Raw genomic sequence first — 19,491 nt, forward strand, 5'->3', positions numbered from 1 at the left:
ACCGATGTTTGCGTAGAACCCTTTAATCAGATGCGCTAAATCACGTGCATGCTCTAATTGGTCATTGACGCCACCAAATAATCCATATTCAAATGTCACACGACGATTTGTTTTTTCTTGATAATATTGAATTGCTTCCATTAATTTATCTACGTGGTAAGCTCTGTTAATTGGCATTAATTTAGAACGAATGTCATCTTTGGCTGCATGCAAACTTACGGCAAAGTTAATTTGAATATCTTCTTCAGCAAAATCATAAATACGTGGAATAATACCTGATGTTGACACTGTTATATGACGTGCACCGATATTTAAACTATTGTCATCATTAACGATACGTAAGAAATCCATCATTTCATCATAGTTCTCAAATGGTTCGCCAATTCCCATAATTACAATTTGAGATACACGTTCATCTGTCGCATCTAATGCTTTTTGAACTGTTAAAACTTGTGAAACAATTTCTCCTGCTTCTAAGTTACGTTTTAAGCCACCTAATGTAGAAGCACAGAACGTACAACCGATACGACATCCAACCTGAGTCGTTACGCAAACTGAATTACCATAGTCATGGCGCATTAATACGGTTTCAATTGTATAACCATCTTGTAATTCAAATAGGAATTTTATTGTCCCATCTTTACTTTCTTGTTTTACAACAGTCGTTAAAGTGGTCATAGCAAAGTTATCTTTTAGCACTTGACGAAGATCTTTGGATAAATTCGTCATTTCATCAATACTATCTACACGTTTTTGATATAGCCATTCAAATATTTGCTTAGCTCTAAATTTTTGTTGGCCATGGTCTACTAACCATTCTTGCATTTCATCATATCTAAGTGAATAAATCGACTGTTTATCAAAGTCAGGCAAGAATTTATTTTTCTTCTTTTTTTCAGTAGTTATCATCTTAACTTTCCTTTCTTTTTATTTTTGTGATGAAAAAGCCATCTGAATTAAAATCTTGGGGTAAAATCTGTATTGTTTTGACTTGTTCACCGCTAACAGGATGTGTCATTAATTCAAATTCAAAGTCTTTATTATTTTTTAAGAAGGTATAAATCACATTTTCATTTTCGAGTTGTTCAATCGTACACGTTGAATAGACTAGAGTCCCACCAGGTTTCAAGTTTTCTTTAACATTGTCTAATATCTGCAACTGTAATTGAACCAAGTCTTGAATATCTTGCTTTGTTTGAACATATTTAATTTCTGGCTTATGTCGTAATACGCCTAAACCACTACATGGTGCATCAACAAGTATTTTGTCATATACATCTTTATAGGGTTTTGTTGCATCATGATCAAATGCTTTAATGTTCTTAAGTTGTAATTTTCCAATATTTTCTTTAATTAAACCAATTTTATGCTTATGAATATCTGTCGCATCTACATGACCACTTGATGCTAATAATTCTGCAATATGACACGCTTTGCCACCTGGTGCACTACATGCATCCAAAATAACATCATTGTCTTCGACACCCATTAAATATCCTACAAACATTGAACTCTTATCTTGAATTGAAATATTTCCATTTTTAAAATTGTCGGATTCAATTATTGGACGTCCTTTTAAATGTAAGCAATAAGGAATCTGTTCATCCACTACAACGTCATATCCCTCTGCTTGTAACCCTGAAACGACATCTTCAACTTTATTTTTACTTGTGTTGACACGCACAGTACTTGCAGTTTGTTCCATAAATGAAGCTGCTATTTCACGTGTGGTCTCAACACCATAATGCGTAATCCAATGCTCTATAATCCACTTTGGAATACTATATTCAATCGCCATACGCTGCTTTTCATTTTTAATGGTCGCTAAACTTGGACATTCACTTCTAAAAATCGTTCTCAATATAGCGTTAACAACATTACCATTATGAGGACCACCACGACGTTTCGCAATATTAACTGCCTCATTTATAATGGCGTGATTAGGCACTTTATCTAAATAAATATATTGATACAAACTCATCCATAATAATTGTCTGACCCAACTTTTAATTTTCGTTTTTACAAAAGGTCTAAGATAAAAATCCAGCGTCATTTTCCGTTTTACAGTTCCATACACGAGTTCAGTGTACAAAGGTTTATCAATACTAGACACGTCCCCGGTAGAAAGTACCTCATTGATTCTTAGGTTACTGTACGCATAATCATTAAAGATTTCTTGAATTGTTTGAAATGCTAATTCTCTTACTGTTTGTGTCATTTTAATAATTTCCCAACTAGCGATTCTTGAACACCGCTTAAATAATTTGCTGCTAGCATACGTTTTTTACCAGCTAATTGAATATCAGTTAAGGCAACTGCATCATCAGAGCCTGTAGCAACTATAATCGCTTTTTTAGTCGTTTCGACGATTTCCCCTGGTTGTCCATTTTTATTATGCACGATATGTGCAGCATACAATTTCAAGTTTGTATCATCCATCGTAGTATAGCCAACAGGCCATGGTGATAATCCACGTATATGATTATGAATATCTTCAGCAGTCATTGTCCAATCAATACGTTCATCTTCTCTACTAATATTTGAAGCGAATGTGGCTTGCGTATCATCTTGAGGCGTACTATCATTTGTACCATCGATAATTGCTGGTAATGTTTCTTTCAATAGATCTGCGCCTAATATACTAAGCTTATCATGCATCGTACCTACATTATCATCATTTTCTATATCAATTGCTTTTTGTGAAATAATATTGCCAGCATCTAACTTTTTAACCATATACATAATTGATATACCAGTTTGCGCCTCACCATCAATAATTGCTTGATGTATGGGCGCACCACCACGGTATTTAGGTAACAGTGATGCATGGACATTGATAGCACCTAATTTAGGTAATTGTAGTAATGTCTCAGGCAATAATTGACCAAATGCAGCAGTGACAATTAAATCAGGTTCTAATTGTAACAGTTGTGCCAATTCGTCAGATTGCGCTAATTTTTCTGGTTGATATACAGGTAAATGGTGTTCTTCAGCCACTCGTTTAACAGGTGGTGGTGTTAATACACGTTTACGTCCCACTGGTCTATCAGGTTGCGTTACGACTGCGATTACGTCGTGTTCTTCTATTAACATTTCCAATACCTTAGTTGAAAAATCAGGTGTTCCCATAAATATCACTTTAGTCATTTTCAAAATACGCCTCCACTTCTTCATCAGTTAATAAATGCTGTGCACGCTTAGTAAATGATATACCGTTTAATTGGTCAACGATGTGTAAAATCATTCTCGCTATATCATCATAAGCGGTTAATTCTATCGTATTACCTTCTAAATCATTGGCTTCTACAGTTATCATTTTACTTCGTTCGACTTCCCCGTAAATACCTGGTGTGTTTACTGAACCTTCAAGATCTATAACTTTATCTTTAGACTCCGTTTTAATTATAGGATTGACTAGTTGTAGCAATCCTTCAAGTTCCATATCAATGATAGCTACTTGCTTACTAATACCAATTTGAGGTGCGCAAAGCGCTGATGCCTCATTAGCATATAATGTATCTTCTATATCTAATAACAAATCTTTTAATGAAGCATCAAATGTTGTTATGCGTTCCGCTTGTTTCGTTAATACAGGATGCGTTGACTGGACTAATTTTTGTATCGCCATTTATTTTGCTCCTCCTGAAAAAATTCATCATACAATTATAACTTAATTCACTTTGAATTGCGACCTTAGTCTGAAATTTATCCATTCCAGCTACTATTAATTGCTTTTATTTTTCAGTCTATTAAAATAAAAGTAACTTAACTTATCATCACTTGCACAATTAAAGGAGGTGCCAACATGGAAGTAAATAAAATTATTTATATTGTTTTAGCTATATTTTTAGGTGGTTTCGGTGTTCATAAATTCTATGCCGGTAAAACAATGTCTGGTCTTTTACACTTATTATTCTGTTGGACAGGTATTCCACATATCATTGCAATCATTAGTGCTATTCTTACACTATTTAGACCAGCAGATGAAAACGGTAATGTTGTCATGTAAAAACTAATATTTACAAAAGAAAGAGTTACGTAAGTTAGGTCTTTAAACCTAATAACTACGTAACTCTTTTTGTTTACATTAATACTTGCGGATTGATATCTATTTTTAATGCAAGTTTGTCTTTAAGATAGGCCTCATGATAATAATCATCTAAATATTGAAGTGCTTTTAACAATTCCGGTTCACGCTTGTATTTCACTAAGATTTGAAATCGATGTTCGTTGTTAATACGAGCAATTGCAGCTGGTGATGGTCCTAACACTAACGCACGATCTGTGAGATGCTGCAGTAAGATTTGATGTATATGTTTGGATGCTTCCATCACTTTCTTCATATTTTTATGTGAAATCGTAAAATTGATCAGAAAATAATAAGGTGGATACTTGCCCATTTTTCTATATTCCATTTCTTTATGATAGAAAGTTAAATAATCATTTTTTTGAACATCTTCGATTGCATAATGGTCAGGATTGTAAGTTTGAATAATGACGCTACCTGGCTTTTCATGTCGCCCTGCTCTTCCAGCCACTTGTGTTAACAGTTGATATGTCCGCTCACTCGCACGAAAATCAGGTAGATTCAACATAGTATCAGCATTTAAAACGCCTACTAAGGTGATATTTGGATAATCTAACCCTTTTGCAATCATTTGTGTGCCTAATAAAATATCGCCTTTTCCTTGTTCAAATTCGGATAGCAATTTTTCATGCGCGCCTTTTCTAGAAGTAGTATCTACATCCATTCGTATAATACGTGCACCTTCAAATTCTTGTTGTAATATTTCTTCCACACGTTGTGTACCCGTGCCTACTTGGCGAATATGAGAACTTTCACAATTAGGACATTTATTTGGAGGTACTTCATGGTAACCGCAATAATGACACTTCAATTGATCTGTTGACTTGTGGTACGTTAATGAAATATCACAATGTGGACATTGAGGCACATAACCGCAATCTCGGCATAACATAAATGATGCATAGCCACGACGATTAAGAAATAAAACGATTTGTTCATTTTTACGTAAGCGCTCTTCAATTGCTTCTCTTAATTCGTTAGAAAACATTGAACGATTTCCCGCACTCAATTCTTCGCGCATATCAACGATATCTATCGATGGTAATGCTTGTTGATTCACTCTAGTAGGTAACGACAGTAACTGATACACGCCTTTTTCAGCTCGTGCGTATGATTCAAGGCTTGGTGTTGCACTTCCCAATACTAAAGGACATTGATGATATTGACTTCTCCATTCAGCGATATCTCTAGCATGATACCGTGGATAATCTTCTTGCTTATATGTTGATTCATGTTCCTCGTCAATAATAATTATGCCTAAATTTTTGAAGGGTGCGAAGATACTTGATCGTGCACCAACACTAACACGTGCTCTACCATCTCTAATCTTTTGCCATTCATCGTAACGTTCTCCATTAGATAGACCAGAGTGTAGCACCGCTACATCATCACCAAATCGGCGTTTAAATCGTAAGACCATTTGTGGAGTTAAAGCAATTTCAGGCACTAACATCATTGCTTCTTTACCTTCATTGAGCACTTCTTCGATTGTCTGTAAGTAAACTTCTGTTTTACCTGAACCTGTCACACCATGTAATAAGAATGTACGTTGCGCTTTATTATCGATTTTGTCTTTAATCCGTTGAAAAGCAACACGCTGTTCTGAAGTAAGTTCCCGCTTCTCTTCACGTTCAAATATACGATGTGCAAACGGATCACGTTCTACTTCGGCATCATATTTCTCAATATAACCCTTCTTAACTAACCCATCTATACTTGATTTCGAGAATCCCATCTCTTCCATATCTTTTAGAAATACTGTATTATGTTGTTCATCTAATAGATAGGCATACACGTCATACTGCTTTATTTTCTTCTCAAGTTTAGCTAAGACCTCATCTGGATGATAACCTTCTACGATACGTACCGCTCTCTGTGTTTTCTTTTTTACATTTTGAGATAATATTGTAACTTCTTTCACTGCGCCCATTTTTAACAATTTGTTTAAAACAGGTAGATGATTATTCTTTTGCGCTTCTTTATATTTATATTGACCCGTAGCATCAAAGTATTCAAGCAATTGGTCATCGATATCATTATATTTCACAACTTCAAAGACTTTCGTATACTTTGCTTTAATTGCACTGGGCAACATTACTTCAAGTACTGAAATGCGCTTGGATACATGATAGTGGCTAATCCATTCACTCAATTGAATCAATTCAGAGGTTAATTCAGGTTTCATATCTTGAATTTCTTTGATTACTTTTAATTTCTCAATATTAATATCATCACTTGGTTCATTTTCAATAGCCATGACATATCCTTGAATTGTACGTGGACCGAATGGAACAACCACCCTAACCCCTACCTGAATAAAAGCCTCTAAATGCTCTGGTATCAAATAATCAAATTTAAAGTCCACACTCTTAGAAGGAATATCTACGATTACCTTCGCAATCATTATTGCCACCTAGTTTCTAATTCATCTAAAATTTGTTCAGCTAATTGAACCTTTTTGCCTCTCTTAATATTAATCATTTCATTAGTTTTAAAATGCATGGTTAATTCATTATCATCTGATTTAAAACCAATCGTTTTGTCACCTACATTATTCGAAATAATCACATCAGCATTTTTTCGTTTTAATTTATCTTGCGCATAGGCTTCGATATTTTGCGTTTCAGCAGCGAAACCTACTAAATATTGATGTGCTTTATGTTCACCTAAATATTTTAGAATATCTTTAGTTCGTTTAAAGGTAACGGCTAAGTCGCCATCTTGTTTCTTCATTTTATGATCTAATACTTCCATCGGGGTATAATCAGAGACAGCTGCCGCTTTAAATACAATGTCTTGCTGATCAAAACGTGTCGTTACTGCCTCAAACATGTCTTCCGCACTTTCAATATGCACAACGTTTACACCAATAGGATCTACTAATTGCGTTGGCCCTGTCACTAACGTAACGTGTGCGCCTCTTTTTTGTAGCGCTTCAGCTAGCGCGTAACCCATTTTCCCTGAAGAACGATTGGATACGTAACGAACAGGATCAATCACTTCTACAGTTGGCCCAGCTGTGACTAATGCATGTTTACCTTTAAATGAACTATGTGCCTTTACCTTTTGCGAATGGAAAAAGTCGTTGATAACTTTAACAATTTGTAATGGTTCTTCCATTCTTCCTTTTGCTACATAACCACACGCTAAATAACCATCCCCAGGTTCAATAAAACGATAGCCATCTTGTGCTAATACGTTAATATTGTGCTGTGTACGCTTATTCTCATACATATGTACATTCATTGCCGGAGCAATAAAGGTAGGTGTCTCAGTTGCTAACAACGTAGATGTCAGCATATCATCTGCAATACCCACACTCAATTTCGCAATCACATTTGCAGTTGCAGGCGCAATGATAATCGCATCTGCCCAATCACCCAATGCGACATGTTGAATTTCTTGTGGGTTCTCTTCTTTAAATGTATTGGTATAGACTGGGTTTCTACTAATTGCTTGAAAAGCAAGTGGTGTAACAAATTCTTGCGCATGTTCAGATAACATTACGCGTACATCGTAACCAGCTTGTGTTAATTTACTCGTTAAATCTATAGCTTTATATGCTGCAATACCACCCGTAACAGCTAGCAAAATGTGTTTCATAATCGTATTTCTCCCTTTTACTATATCGATTATTAATCATAATTTATATTAAATTTATTATACACAAATTAAAGGTGTAATTAAAAAGACACATCTTATTGAAGAAGCGTAATACTCAAATCAATAAGATGTGCATATGGATAAATTAATTTCATTTGGTTTTACATAGTGAATTCGTCAGAAACGACTGGTGTAATTTTACCGCTAGCAATTTCTTCTAATGCTTCACCAACTGGTTTAGCTGAATGATATCCACTTAATAAAGCTGTTTCAGGTCTTTCATCTAATTCACGTGCACGCTTAGCTGCAGTCGTAGCAATTAAATACTTAGAATTGATTTTTGATTGTAACTGGTTTAATGGTGGGTTTAACATTATTTTTGGCCTCCAATAACATTTTTCTATATATAGCTTCAACACGTTCGCGTTTTAAGTGTTCTGCTTCAACAATTGATTGAATACGATCTTTCGCTAAATGGACTTCATCGTTGACTACAACGTAATCATAAAGATTCATCATCTCTACTTCTTTACGTGCTTCATTTACTCTGCTTTGAATCTTCTCATCTGACTCAGTGCCACGTCCAACTAATCGTTCTTTCAAATGGTCTAAGCTAGGTGGTGCAAGGAAGATAAATAATGCATCTGGAAATTTCTTTCTTACTTGTTTAGCACCTTCTACTTCAATTTCTAAAAATACATCATGTCCAGCAGCCATAGTATCTTTAACATATTGAACAGGCGTACCATAGTAATTCCCAACGTATTCAGCATATTCAATAAATTGATCTTCCTGAATTAAAGCTTCAAATTCTTCTTTCGTCTTAAAAAAGTAATCTACACCATCAACTTCGCCTTCACGCATATTACGTGTCGTCATTGAAATAGAGTACTTATATGATGTAGTTGGATCATCAAATATCTCTTTGCGTACAGTTCCTTTACCTACTCCTGAAGGACCTGAAAGAACAATTAGTAATCCTTTTTCATTATCCATGCCTTACGACCTCTCTAAGCTATTCTTCTATTATTTAAATATAATATCATATTGTAGTGAAAATTGTATAGAGTATGTAACATAAACTTAAATCATGACGCTATCTTTTTACCATGTTACAATATACTGAATGATTAAATTGAAGGTGGAAATTATTTATGGCATATGATGGCTTATTCACTAAAAAAATAGTTGAATCACTACAGTTTATAGTATCTGGTCGAATTCATAAGATTAATCAACCAGAAAATGATACGATTCTTATGGTTGTACGCCAAAATCGCAAAAATCATCAACTATTACTATCCATACACCCTAGTTTCTCAAGAATGCATATCACAACGAAGAAGTATGATAACCCATTTGAACCACCAATGTTCGCACGCGTATTTAGAAAACATTTAGAAGGTGGCATTATTAAATCAGTACGTCAAATCGGTAATGACCGCCGTATTGAAATCGATGTTGAAAGTAAAGATGAAATTGGGGATACCATTTATCGCACCGTTATTTTAGAAATTATGGGTAAACATAGCAATTTATTACTTGTCGATGAAAATTATAAAATTATTGAAGGATTTAAACATTTAACCCCGAATACAAATCAGTATCGTACGGTTATGCCGGGTTTTAAATATGAAGCACCACCAACACAAAATAAATTAAATCCATTTGACGTTTCTGGGGATGAAGCTTTAAAATATGTAGATTTTAATAGTGGTAAACTTGCAAAGCAGTTATTGAACACGTTTGAAGGCTTTAGTCCACTGATTACTAATGAAATTGTCAATCGATATCAATTTATGACAACAGACACTCTACCTAAAGCTTATGATGAGGTTATCGCTCAAACGTTACAAACACCTGTACCTGTTTTCCATAAAAATCATGAAACTGGTAAAGAAGATTTTTACTTCATGAAATTAGAACAATTTCATGATGATATGGTTGAATATGCATCTTTACATGAATTGTTAGATCGGTATTATGATGCCCGCGGAGAACGCGAACGTGTCAAACAACGCGCAAATGATTTAGTACGCTTTGTTCAACAGCAATCTCAAAAATATCAACATAAATTGAGCAAATTGATTGCGGAGTATGAAAGTGCTAAAGATAAAGATAAACAGCAACTATACGGTGAACTCATTACTGCTAATATTTACCGCATTAAGCAAGGCGATGATGCTGTAACTGTTCTCAATTACTATACAAATGAAGACATTACGATTCCATTAAACCCTACTAAATCACCGTCAGTTAATGCACAATATTATTACAAGCAATATAATCGAATGAAAACACGTGAACGCGAATTAGATCATCAAATTCAATTAACGCGCGAGAACATCGATTACTTTGCAAATATCGAACAACAACTCGACCATATTACGGTTGATGAGATAGATGATATTCGTGATGAACTCGCAGAACAAGGATTTATGAAACAACGTAAAAACGTTAAAAAGAAAAAGAATGATAAAATCCAACTTCAAACCTATCTTTCTACAGATGGGGATACGATACTGGTAGGCAAAAATAATAAACAAAATGATTATTTAACAAATCGTAAAGCTCAAAAGTCACATATTTGGTTCCATACAAAAGATATTCCAGGTTCTCATGTCGTTATTCTTAATGATGCACCAAGTGAACAAACGATTAAAGAAGCTGCTATGTTAGCTGGTTATTTCTCAAAAGCCGGAAATTCTGGACAAATTCCTGTAGACTATACAGAAATTAGAAATGTTCACAAACCTTCTGGTGCTAAACCAGGATTTGTAACGTATGATAATCAAAAAACATTATTTGCAACGCCAGATTATGACAAAATTCAAAGCATGAAAGTTAAATAAGCTGCATCACACAGTCACTAAAATGATGAAATGATATTTAAAAAAGGGATTAGAACCGAACGCACAACTACATTCAGTTCTAATCCCATGTTTTATTTTTCAGGTAATGCGAGTTGAAAACTAACCCCAAATTTATCTTGTACCCATGCAAATTCACGGAATGGTGGCATCGCAGTTTTAGGCATTAATATTGCGCCTTCTTTCTTCAAACCACTGAATAGTCGTTCCATTTCCATCGCGTTATCAACCGTAATATATAAAGAAATTGACGGATTCATGGGCAAATTCTCACCATTATCCGCATCAATTGCCATAAATACTTGCCCGTTTAGCGTAAATATAGAATGTTGTACTGTGCCTGGCACACCCGGTCCATCCTCTCCATATTTAACCATAGTTAAAATTTCACTATTATCGAACAGACTCGTATATAAATTAATTGCTTCTTCTGCTTGATTATTAAACATTAGAAATGTTGTTATTTTAGGTATTTCCACATTGATTCCCCTCTCTTTATCTTTAATACTTATTTTAAACTAATCTATATCATTTTGAAAAAATTTAAATATATAATTTCGTTAATCTAAATTTTTGACTTATTCTATTTTCAAGTTAAAATTAGAATAAAGTTCAATTGGAGGCTTTCAATTATGATGCATCTTGTTATACCTATTTTATGTATGCTTATTGTTTTACTTATCGGATGGGTGCTTATTAAAATTTTTATTCGCTAAGCGTTATGTATTATATTTCTAAACATATAAAACGTGGTATAGATATGAGAACATTTCATCTAATACTTTAGATGATTGTGCGCGCCTATACCACGTTTTTTTAATCGATTTTACCCTTTTGTCTAAGCGATTGCTTAGCCTTTTTAAAGAGGTCACTTGTATGTACAAATGAGTCCATGTTTACTTTAGATTGATTTTTACTTATTTCTTTAATGCTATTATCAATCGACATTGCGTTGTCTGGGGATTTGAAGTCTTCATCTCTATATAAGAATTCATTAACGTGCTTCATATTATTATAGAAGCGATTCGCTTCACTATCCGTCATATTAATCAATCCCCCTTTTGACATAGCATATTACAAGTTGTCTCTCCATTCAACTAAAGTTTGTATATCATGCTCAGAAATTTTACCTTCTTCACGTGCAACTTCAATTAACTCATTATAGTTACTTAATGTGTAGTAAGGGACATTGATATCATTAAACATGTCATCTGCTTTCTTTAAGCCATAAGTGAAAATGGCTACTACACCTACGACATTGGCCCCCGCTTCTTTTAATGCTTCAACTGCAGTAATTGAAGATCCACCTGTTGAGATTAAATCTTCGACAACGACGACGTTCTTGCCTTTGCTTAAAGCGCCTTCAATTTGGTTTTGTTTTCCATGGCTTTTGCTTTTCGAACGAACATAATTCATTGGTAAATTTAATTTCTCAGAGATATACGCTGCATGCGGAATACCTGCTGTTGCTGTACCAGATATAATATCTACATCACCGAATTGTTCAATAATCAACTGGCTCAATCCATCACGGATGGCACTTCGTACTTCTGGATAGCCTAATGTTACACGATTATCACAGTATATCGGAGATTTAATTCCTGAACTCCATGTATATAGGTCGTTTGGAGATAATGTTACTGCTTCGATATCTAATAAAGATTTTGCTATTTCTTTTGCCATATTAACTTAACCAACTTTCTTTAATAGTGTGATAACTTTCTACAGGATTCTCACTTTGCGTGATTGGTCGTCCAACTACAATATGTGTTGCCCCTAATTGTTTAGCGTCTTCAGGTGTAGTGATTCGCTTTTGATCATCTACAGCTGCCCCTTGTGGTCTAATTCCAGGTGTTACTTTTAAAAAGTCTGAACCTAATTCATTTGTTAATAATTCTGCTTCTAATGGAGAGCATACAACACCATCTAAACCTGCTTGTTGCGTTAATGTCGCATAGTTTAATACGGCTTCTTCGATTGTTGTTTGAATGTTTTGCTCATTACGCAACATTTCTTCAGTTGTAGATGTTAATTGTGTAACAGCAATAATCTTTGTATCATTACTAAATTTGTGCAATCCCCTTACTGCAGCTTTCATCATGGCTGTACCACCAGCTGCATGCACATTAACTAAATCGATATCTAACTTTCCTAAGCCTTCCATTGCTTTTTCAACTGTGTTTGGAATATCATGTAGCTTCAAATCTAAGAAAATATCATGACCACGTGATTTAATAGATTTAATGAACTCTGGCCCTGCTTGATAGAAGAGTTCCATTCCGATTTTCACGAAAAGTGGTTCATCAAATTGATCTAAAAATGTATTCACTTTTTCTGCGGATTCGAAATCTAATGCTATGATAGGTAAACCTTTCATATTATAACTCCTTTGAAAATGAACGACGCGGTCGCAGTCGTCTGACTAAGGAAATCCTGACTACATACAACCTTGTCGTTCTTGAATTGTCATATTACATCGTTCTCATTGAAAATGTCATACTTTCAATCACATTTGTTAAAGCATTCGCAGTATCTAATGATGTTAAACATGGCACACCATTTTCTACTGTTGTACGACGAATTTGGAAACCGTCTCTTTCTACTTCTTTACCCTTAGTCATGGTATTAATGACAATTTGTACTTCACCATTTTGGATACGTGTTAATAAATCATCATCGCCACCAATTTTACCTACAACTTCAACTGGAATATGATGTTCTTCTAATTTTTGTGCCGTTCCTTGAGTAGCTAAAATCTTATATCCTACCTCATTTAAACGGTGAGCAATTTTTACAATTTCCTCTTTATCTTTATCACTTACTGTCATAAGTACAGTACCATGATCTTTAACTTCTACACCACTACCCGTTAATCCTTTATAAAGTGCTTTTTCTAAAGTTAGATCTTTACCCATCACTTCACCGGTAGATTTCATTTCTGGTCCTAAAGTCACATCGACATTTTTCAATTTATTAAAACTGAAGACAGGTGCTTTCACATAGACACCTTCTGAATATGGTTGGATGCCTTGCTTATAGCCTAACGCTTTAAGCTGTGTTCCCATTATAGCTTGCATCGCAAGTTGTGCCATTTGAATATCTGTGATTTTACTTAAGAATGGTACCGTTCGACTTGCACGAGGGTTTACTTCTAGTACGTAAACACCATCATGTGCGATCACAAATTGGATATTAATCAAGCCTACAATATTAAGCCCTTTAGCTAATTTAATTGTGTAGTCTTCTAACGTATTAATATCTTCCTGGCTTAAAGTTTGGGGCGGATAAACAGCAATTGAGTCACCACTATGAACACCTGCACGTTCGATGTGTTCCATGATACCAGGAATGATGACTGTTTCACCGTCTGATATCGCATCAACCTCTATCTCCTTACCAGTTAAATATCTATCTACCAATACTGGATGTTCTGGGCTCGCTTTAACAGCTTGTTCCATGTAGTTTTCTAATTCAACGTCGCTATTCACTATTTCCATAGCACGACCACCGAGTACATATGATGGTCTCACCACAACCGGGTAGCCAATTTCACGGGCATTTTCAAGTGCTTCTTTTGGAGAAGTCGCAGTTTTACCTTTAGGTTGAGGTACATTAATGGTATGCAGTAAGGCTTCGAACTCTTTTCTATCTTCGGCACGATTTAAATCTACTAAAGACGTTCCTAATATTTGAACCCCATGTTTAGCTAATTTATCCGCTAAGTTAATTGCCGTTTGACCACCAAATTGCACGACTACGCCTTTAGGTTGTTCTAAATTGATGATATTCATTACATCTTCTTCAGTTAATGGTTCGAAGTATAATTTATCTGATATTGAAAAGTCAGTCGATACTGTTTCAGGATTATTATTCACGATAATTGCTTCGTATCCGGCATTTTGAATTGCCCATACTGCATGTACAGTAGCATAGTCAAATTCCACCCCTTGCCCAATTCGAATTGGACCTGATCCAAGTACCAAGATTTTTTCTTTATCTGTCACGATGGATTCATTTTCAGTCTCATAGGTGCCATAGTAATAGGGTGTTGTTGACTCAAATTCCGCAGCACAAGTGTCAACCATTTTGTATACAGGTTTAATGCCGTTTTCTTGGCGCAATTGATAAACTTCTGCTTCAGTCATACCGAATCGATGTGCAATCACTCTGTCACTAAAGCCATAGTCTTTAGCATATTTAAGGTAGTCTAAATCTCCAGGGTGTGCTTTCAACTCATGTTCGATATTAATAATATTTTGGAATTTATTTAAGAAGAAATAATCAATTTGCGTCATATTATGTATTTCTTCAAGCGTCGTACCACGTCTAATTGCTTCACCTATAAAGAAGAGTCTTTCATCATCTTGATGACTGATGCGTTCCTTAATATAATCTAAATCAAAACTTTCTCCATTTGGTAAGCCTAAATGGTGTACACCATATTCAAGTGAACGTATTGCTTTCAATAACGATTCTTCATATGTACGTCCGATAGCCATTACTTCACCAGTAGCTTTCATTTGAGTACCTAATTCACGTTCGCCTTTTTCAAATTTATCAAATGGGAATCTTGGTATCTTTGAAATAACGTAATCTAATGTTGGTTCAAAGGCAGCATATGATGTCCCTGTGACAGGGTTAAGCATCTCATCTAATGTTAATCCTACTGCTATTTTTGCCGCTAATTTTGCAATTGGGTATCCAGTTGCTTTAGATGCAAGCGCTGATGATCGTGATACACGTGGATTTACCTCTATAATATAGTAATTGAATGAGTGTGGGTCTAATGCAAGTTGGACGTTACATCCACCTTCAATACCTAATGCTCTAATTACTTTTAAAGATACATCACGCAACATTTGATATTCAACATCTGATAACGTTTGACTCGGCGCTACTACGATAGAGTCTCCAGTATGAATACCCACTGGGTCGATATTTTCCATATTACAAACAACAATTGCATTGTCATTTTTATCTCGCATTACTTCATATTCAATTTCTTTGTAGCCCGCGATAGATTTTTCAATTAAACATTGTGTCGCTGGACTGTAATGTAGTCCATTGCTCACTACTTCTTTTAATTCATCATCATTGTAGCAAATACCACCACCAGTACCTCCCATTGTAAAGGCAGGACGAACAATGAGTGGATAGCCTACTTCGTCTTTAAACGCAAATGCTTGTTCAACAGTATTTACAATATCACTTTCAGGGACAGGTACATTTAAATCATTCATTAATGATCTAAATAATTCTCTATCTTCTGCTTGTTGAATTGACTTTAATTCCGTACCTAGTAATTTCACATTATTTGCTTCAAGTACACCACTATCATGTAATTGAATTGCCATATTCAAACCTGTTTGACCACCTAATGTTGGTAACAGTGCATCAGGCTGTTCTTTACGAATAATACGTGCAATAAAGTCATGTGTTAACGGTTCGATATAAACTTTATCTGCAATTTCTTTATCTGTCATAATCGTTGCTGGGTTAGAGTTGACTAATATGACACGGTAGCCTTCTTCTTTTAAAGCAAGGCACGCTTGAGTACCTGCGTAATCAAATTCTGCAGCTTGTCCAATGATAATTGGACCTGATCCAATAACTAGAATCGTTTGTATATCGTCACGTTTAGGCATTTGCTGTTTGCTCCTTTTCTTTAAATTCTTTCATCATAGCCATAAATTCATCGAATAAATAATTTGAATCGCTTGGGCCTGGTCGTGCTTCAGGATGATATTGCACCGAAAATGCTGGTAATGTCTTATGTCTTAATCCTTCAACCGTACCATCATTTAACGCAATATGTGTCACTTCTAAGTCAGTATGTGCCAATGACGCTTTATCAATAGCGTAACCATGGTTTTGACTTGTGATATCTACTTTTCCAGTTCGTAAATCTTTTACAGGGTGATTTGCACCACGATGACCGAACTTCATTTTAAATGACGTCGCACCTTGAGATAGCGCGAATAATTGATGTCCTAGGCATATACCGAAGAATGGAATTTTGCCTAAAATACCGTTAATCATATCCAATGCAACTTCTACCACATCTGGGTCACCAGGGCCATTAGATAACATCACGCCATCAGGTGACATAGCTAATATCTCTTCAGCCGATGTGTCATAAGGTACTACTGTTACATTGCACCCACGCAAATTTAATTCTCTTACAATGTTTTGCTTTTTACCAAAGTCTAACAAGACGACACTCAAATCAGATCCTGTAGAGACGTATGGTGTTTTAGTAGATACTGTTTCCACTTCATTTCGAGGTAACGTTGTATCTTGTAATGTACTGATTAGTGTGTCAATGTCCTCTCGATTATCAGTGAACCCTGCCTTGAGTACACCATGCTGTCTAATCTTACGAGTAATACTACGTGTATCTACGCCTGAGATACCAGGTATCTTGTATTGCACAAGCACATCGTGTAACGTTTTTTGATTTCTAAAGTTACTTGGATGAGTGCTTGCTTCTTTCACTACTACACCATTTAATGTTGGTGTTAGTGCTTCAAAGTCATCTCGGTTAATACCGTAATTACCAATTAATGGGTATGTGAATGTAATGATTTGACCAGTATATGAAGGGTCTGAGATTGTTTCTTGGTATCCTGTCATCGCTGTGTTGAATACGATTTCTCCAACTGATAAGTCGTTTGATCCCAATTGATATCCTTCATAATAAGTCCCATCTTCTAATACAAGATAGCGTCGCTCAAGCATTTATTTATCCTCCTTATATTTAACTTCGCCTTCTACCATAGTTAAAATTGGGTTACCATAAACTTTGTAACCAATAAATGGTGTATTATCTGCTTTAGATAAGAAATCTTCAGCTTTGATTTCGCGTTCTTCTTCCAGATTAATCATTGTTAAATCAGCAAAGTGTCCTTCTTCCAATTTGCCATATGGTAAATCAAATACTTGCGCTGGTTTAACAGTTAAGTAATCCACTAATTGTTGCAATGACCAATCTCCATTTTTTACAAAATGCGTATATAGTAATGGGAATGCAGTTTCACTTCCTACAATACCGAAAGGCGCTTTAGTCATCGGTTGTGCTTTTTCTTCTTTCGCATGTGGTGCATGGTCAGTTGCAATACAATCTATCGTTCCATCTAATAACCCCTCTAATAAGGCCTCTCTATCTTCTTTACTTCTTAAAGGTGGATTCATTTTATAAATTGCATTATCACCTGGTACATCATCTTCAGTTAGTAATAAGTGATGTGGTGTAACTTCAGCTGTCACATGAATACCTGCTGCTTTAGCATCACGAATTGCTCTAACACTTTCTTTCGTTGAAACATGACATACATGATAATGACAATTTGCTGCTTCAGCTAGTAGCACATCTCTCGCGATTTGTACCGCTTCACAAATATTCGGAATGCCAGGTATACCTAACGCTTCGCTTCGTTTACCTTGGTGCATTGCACCACCATAAATTAAACTATTATCTTCGCAGTGTGCTACCACGGCTTTATTAACTTTAGCTGCTTGTTGCATTGCTTCATACATCATTGCTGATTCTTGTACACCTACGCCATCATCTGTGAACGCAAAAGCACCTTGCTTAGCTAGTGCTTCAAAATCAACATGTTCTTTTCCAGCTTGGCGTACGGTTATAGATGCATATGGTAATACACGTACTTGTGCGTTATCTTGAATTAATTGTTGTAAACGCTCCATATGTTCCACAGTGTCCGGTACTGGACGTGTATTTGGCATTGGACATACAGTTGTAAACCCACCACGAGCTGCAGCTTTCGTACCTGTTTCAATCGTTTCTTTATGTTCTCCACCTGGTTCACGTAAATGAACGTGAACATCAATTAAACCAGGTGCTACAAAATGTCCTTGTGCATCAATTACTTCAACACTTTCATCAACTTCAATATTATTGCTTATTTCTTTAATATGTTGACCGTCAATTAAAATAGATGTTTGCTTAAGTTCACCGTTATCTAAAATTTGAGCATTTTTGATTAATTTCAACGTTTACGCCTCTTTTCCTGATAATAGTTTATTGATTACTGACATTCTTAAATACATGCCATTTGTCATTTGTTTGAAAATTCGTGCCTTAGGTGCTTCCACTAATTCAGAATCAATTTCAACACCTCTATTAACTGGTGCAGGGTGCATAACAATTGCTTTATCTTTCAACTTATTATATCTATCCATTGTTAAACCGTATTGTTCATGGTAATCATTTGCCTCGAAGTTAGCTTCACCCGTTATACCATGGCGTTCATGTTGAACACGTAATAACATAACAATGTCTACTTGGTCGATAACATCATCAATTTGCACATATGGTGCATCTAAAGATTCATCAACCCATTCATCTGGACTTGAGAACATCACATTTGCGCCTAGTGATGTTAAGCTTATGAAATTACTTCTTGCTACACGTGAATTTTTAATATCACCACAGATCAAGATATTTAATCCTTCAAATGACCCATACTCTTCATAAATTGTCATGATATCTAATAAACTTTGTGTAGGGTGTTGACCACTACCATCACCAGCATTTGCAATTGGGATATTAAGATTTTCTAGTTCTTCATAATATGCATTTTGAGAATGTCTTATGACAAGTAAATCAACGCCGATGCTCTCAAGCGTTTTACATGTGTCGTACAGTGATTCTCCTTTTTGTACTGATGATGTACTTGTTTCAAAGTTAACTTCTTTAAGACCTAATTTTTGCTCTGCTACTTCAAAGCTACATTTAGTACGTGTTGAGTTTTCGAAGAATAAATTTGAAACAAACTTTCCTTCGAATTGTGGTAATGGTTGTTTTCCTGATTTATAATCACAAGCTGTTTGAATTAAATCGTAAATGTCCTCGTTAGATAAATGTTCCATAGATAATAAGTTATTCATAAAGCGCCTCCTGATAAATAA

18 protein-coding genes are annotated in these 19,491 nt (G+C 35.3%); 2 read left to right on the top strand and 16 right to left on the bottom strand.

What is annotated here, in order from left to right; translation table 11 throughout:
* From rlmN to KA828_RS01105, 4 genes are all read right to left on the bottom strand, one after another.
* On the bottom strand, positions 1-909 hold a 909-nt coding region (rlmN, locus tag KA828_RS01090; RefSeq protein ID WP_210125236.1), incomplete at its 3' end, for a dual-specificity RNA methyltransferase RlmN.
* Position 910: 1 nt separating this feature from the next.
* A complete protein-coding gene (gene rsmB, locus KA828_RS01095; RefSeq protein ID WP_210125237.1) occupies positions 911-2,218 on the bottom strand; it encodes a 16S rRNA (cytosine(967)-C(5))-methyltransferase RsmB in 1,308 nt (435 codons plus the stop codon).
* Positions 2,215-3,147, bottom strand: a complete 933-nt coding sequence (gene fmt / locus KA828_RS01100) for a methionyl-tRNA formyltransferase (protein ID WP_210125265.1) — start codon at positions 3,145-3,147, stop codon at positions 2,215-2,217. The genes rsmB and fmt overlap by 4 nt, the downstream gene beginning before the upstream one ends.
* A complete protein-coding gene (locus KA828_RS01105) occupies positions 3,140-3,628 on the bottom strand; it encodes a peptide deformylase (RefSeq protein WP_075108633.1) in 489 nt (162 codons plus the stop codon). Before KA828_RS01105 ends, fmt begins: the two co-directional genes overlap by 8 nt.
* A gap of 177 nt (positions 3,629-3,805) precedes the next feature.
* On the opposite strand from KA828_RS01105, the gene KA828_RS01110 reads away from it, so the two are divergent.
* Entirely contained in the window at positions 3,806-4,009 is a 204-nt protein-coding gene (locus KA828_RS01110; RefSeq protein ID WP_053029220.1) for a TM2 domain-containing protein, read from the top strand.
* Between the two features lie 73 nt (positions 4,010-4,082).
* Here the strand turns inward: KA828_RS01110 and priA are convergent, their stop codons facing one another.
* The 4 genes from priA to gmk form a co-directional block, all read right to left on the bottom strand.
* A complete protein-coding gene (gene priA, locus KA828_RS01115) occupies positions 4,083-6,491 on the bottom strand; it encodes a primosomal protein N' (protein WP_210125238.1) in 2,409 nt (802 codons plus the stop codon).
* A complete protein-coding gene (coaBC, locus tag KA828_RS01120) occupies positions 6,491-7,690 on the bottom strand; it encodes a bifunctional phosphopantothenoylcysteine decarboxylase/phosphopantothenate--cysteine ligase CoaBC (protein ID WP_210125239.1) in 1,200 nt (399 codons plus the stop codon). Before coaBC ends, priA begins: the two co-directional genes overlap by 1 nt.
* 161 nt (positions 7,691-7,851) lie before the next feature.
* Positions 7,852-8,064, bottom strand: a complete 213-nt coding sequence (rpoZ, locus tag KA828_RS01125; RefSeq protein WP_011275989.1) for a DNA-directed RNA polymerase subunit omega — start codon at positions 8,062-8,064, stop codon at positions 7,852-7,854.
* Positions 8,018-8,686, bottom strand: a complete 669-nt coding sequence (gmk, locus tag KA828_RS01130; RefSeq protein ID WP_210125240.1) for a guanylate kinase — start codon at positions 8,684-8,686, stop codon at positions 8,018-8,020. Before gmk ends, rpoZ begins: the two co-directional genes overlap by 47 nt.
* A 158-nt stretch (positions 8,687-8,844) precedes the next feature.
* Between gmk and KA828_RS01135 the strand changes: the two genes are divergently transcribed.
* Entirely contained in the window at positions 8,845-10,542 is a 1,698-nt protein-coding gene (locus KA828_RS01135) for an Rqc2 family fibronectin-binding protein (RefSeq protein WP_210125241.1), read from the top strand.
* Positions 10,543-10,634: 92 nt separating this feature from the next.
* On the opposite strand, the gene KA828_RS01140 is transcribed toward KA828_RS01135, so the two are convergent.
* The 8 genes from KA828_RS01140 to KA828_RS01175 form a co-directional block, all read right to left on the bottom strand.
* Positions 10,635-11,039 carry a VOC family protein gene (locus KA828_RS01140; protein ID WP_053029212.1) on the bottom strand — a complete coding sequence of 135 codons (405 nt, stop codon included), beginning with the start codon at positions 11,037-11,039 and terminating at the stop codon, positions 10,635-10,637.
* 337 nt (positions 11,040-11,376) lie between these two features.
* Positions 11,377-11,604 (bottom strand): hypothetical protein, encoded by a 228-nt coding sequence (locus KA828_RS01145; RefSeq protein WP_070855474.1) that lies wholly within the window; start codon positions 11,602-11,604, stop codon positions 11,377-11,379.
* Positions 11,605-11,634: 30 nt separating this feature from the next.
* Positions 11,635-12,243, bottom strand: coding sequence for an orotate phosphoribosyltransferase (gene pyrE / locus KA828_RS01150; RefSeq protein WP_070855472.1), 609 nt, complete (start codon positions 12,241-12,243; stop codon positions 11,635-11,637).
* A gap of 1 nt (position 12,244) precedes the next feature.
* Entirely contained in the window at positions 12,245-12,937 is a 693-nt protein-coding gene (gene pyrF / locus KA828_RS01155) for an orotidine-5'-phosphate decarboxylase (RefSeq protein ID WP_210125242.1), read from the bottom strand.
* Between the two features lie 94 nt (positions 12,938-13,031).
* A complete protein-coding gene (carB, locus tag KA828_RS01160; RefSeq protein WP_210125243.1) occupies positions 13,032-16,205 on the bottom strand; it encodes a carbamoyl-phosphate synthase large subunit in 3,174 nt (1,057 codons plus the stop codon).
* Positions 16,198-17,298: a carbamoyl phosphate synthase small subunit gene (locus tag KA828_RS01165; protein ID WP_210125244.1), complete on the bottom strand. Its 1,101-nt coding sequence runs from the start codon at positions 17,296-17,298 to the stop codon at positions 16,198-16,200. The genes carB and KA828_RS01165 overlap by 8 nt, the downstream gene beginning before the upstream one ends.
* Positions 17,299-18,573, bottom strand: a complete 1,275-nt coding sequence (locus KA828_RS01170) for a dihydroorotase (protein ID WP_196334688.1) — start codon at positions 18,571-18,573, stop codon at positions 17,299-17,301.
* A gap of 3 nt (positions 18,574-18,576) precedes the next feature.
* The gene (locus KA828_RS01175; protein ID WP_053029205.1) at positions 18,577-19,470 is read right to left on the bottom strand and encodes an aspartate carbamoyltransferase catalytic subunit; all 894 of its coding nucleotides are present in this window, start codon (positions 19,468-19,470) and stop codon (positions 18,577-18,579) included.
* Positions 19,471-19,491 lie beyond the last annotated feature (21 nt).

This window comes from Staphylococcus sp. GDY8P85P (assembly GCF_017892405.1).
In the GTDB taxonomy this organism is placed as follows: Bacteria; Bacillota; Bacilli; order Staphylococcales; family Staphylococcaceae; genus Staphylococcus; species Staphylococcus borealis.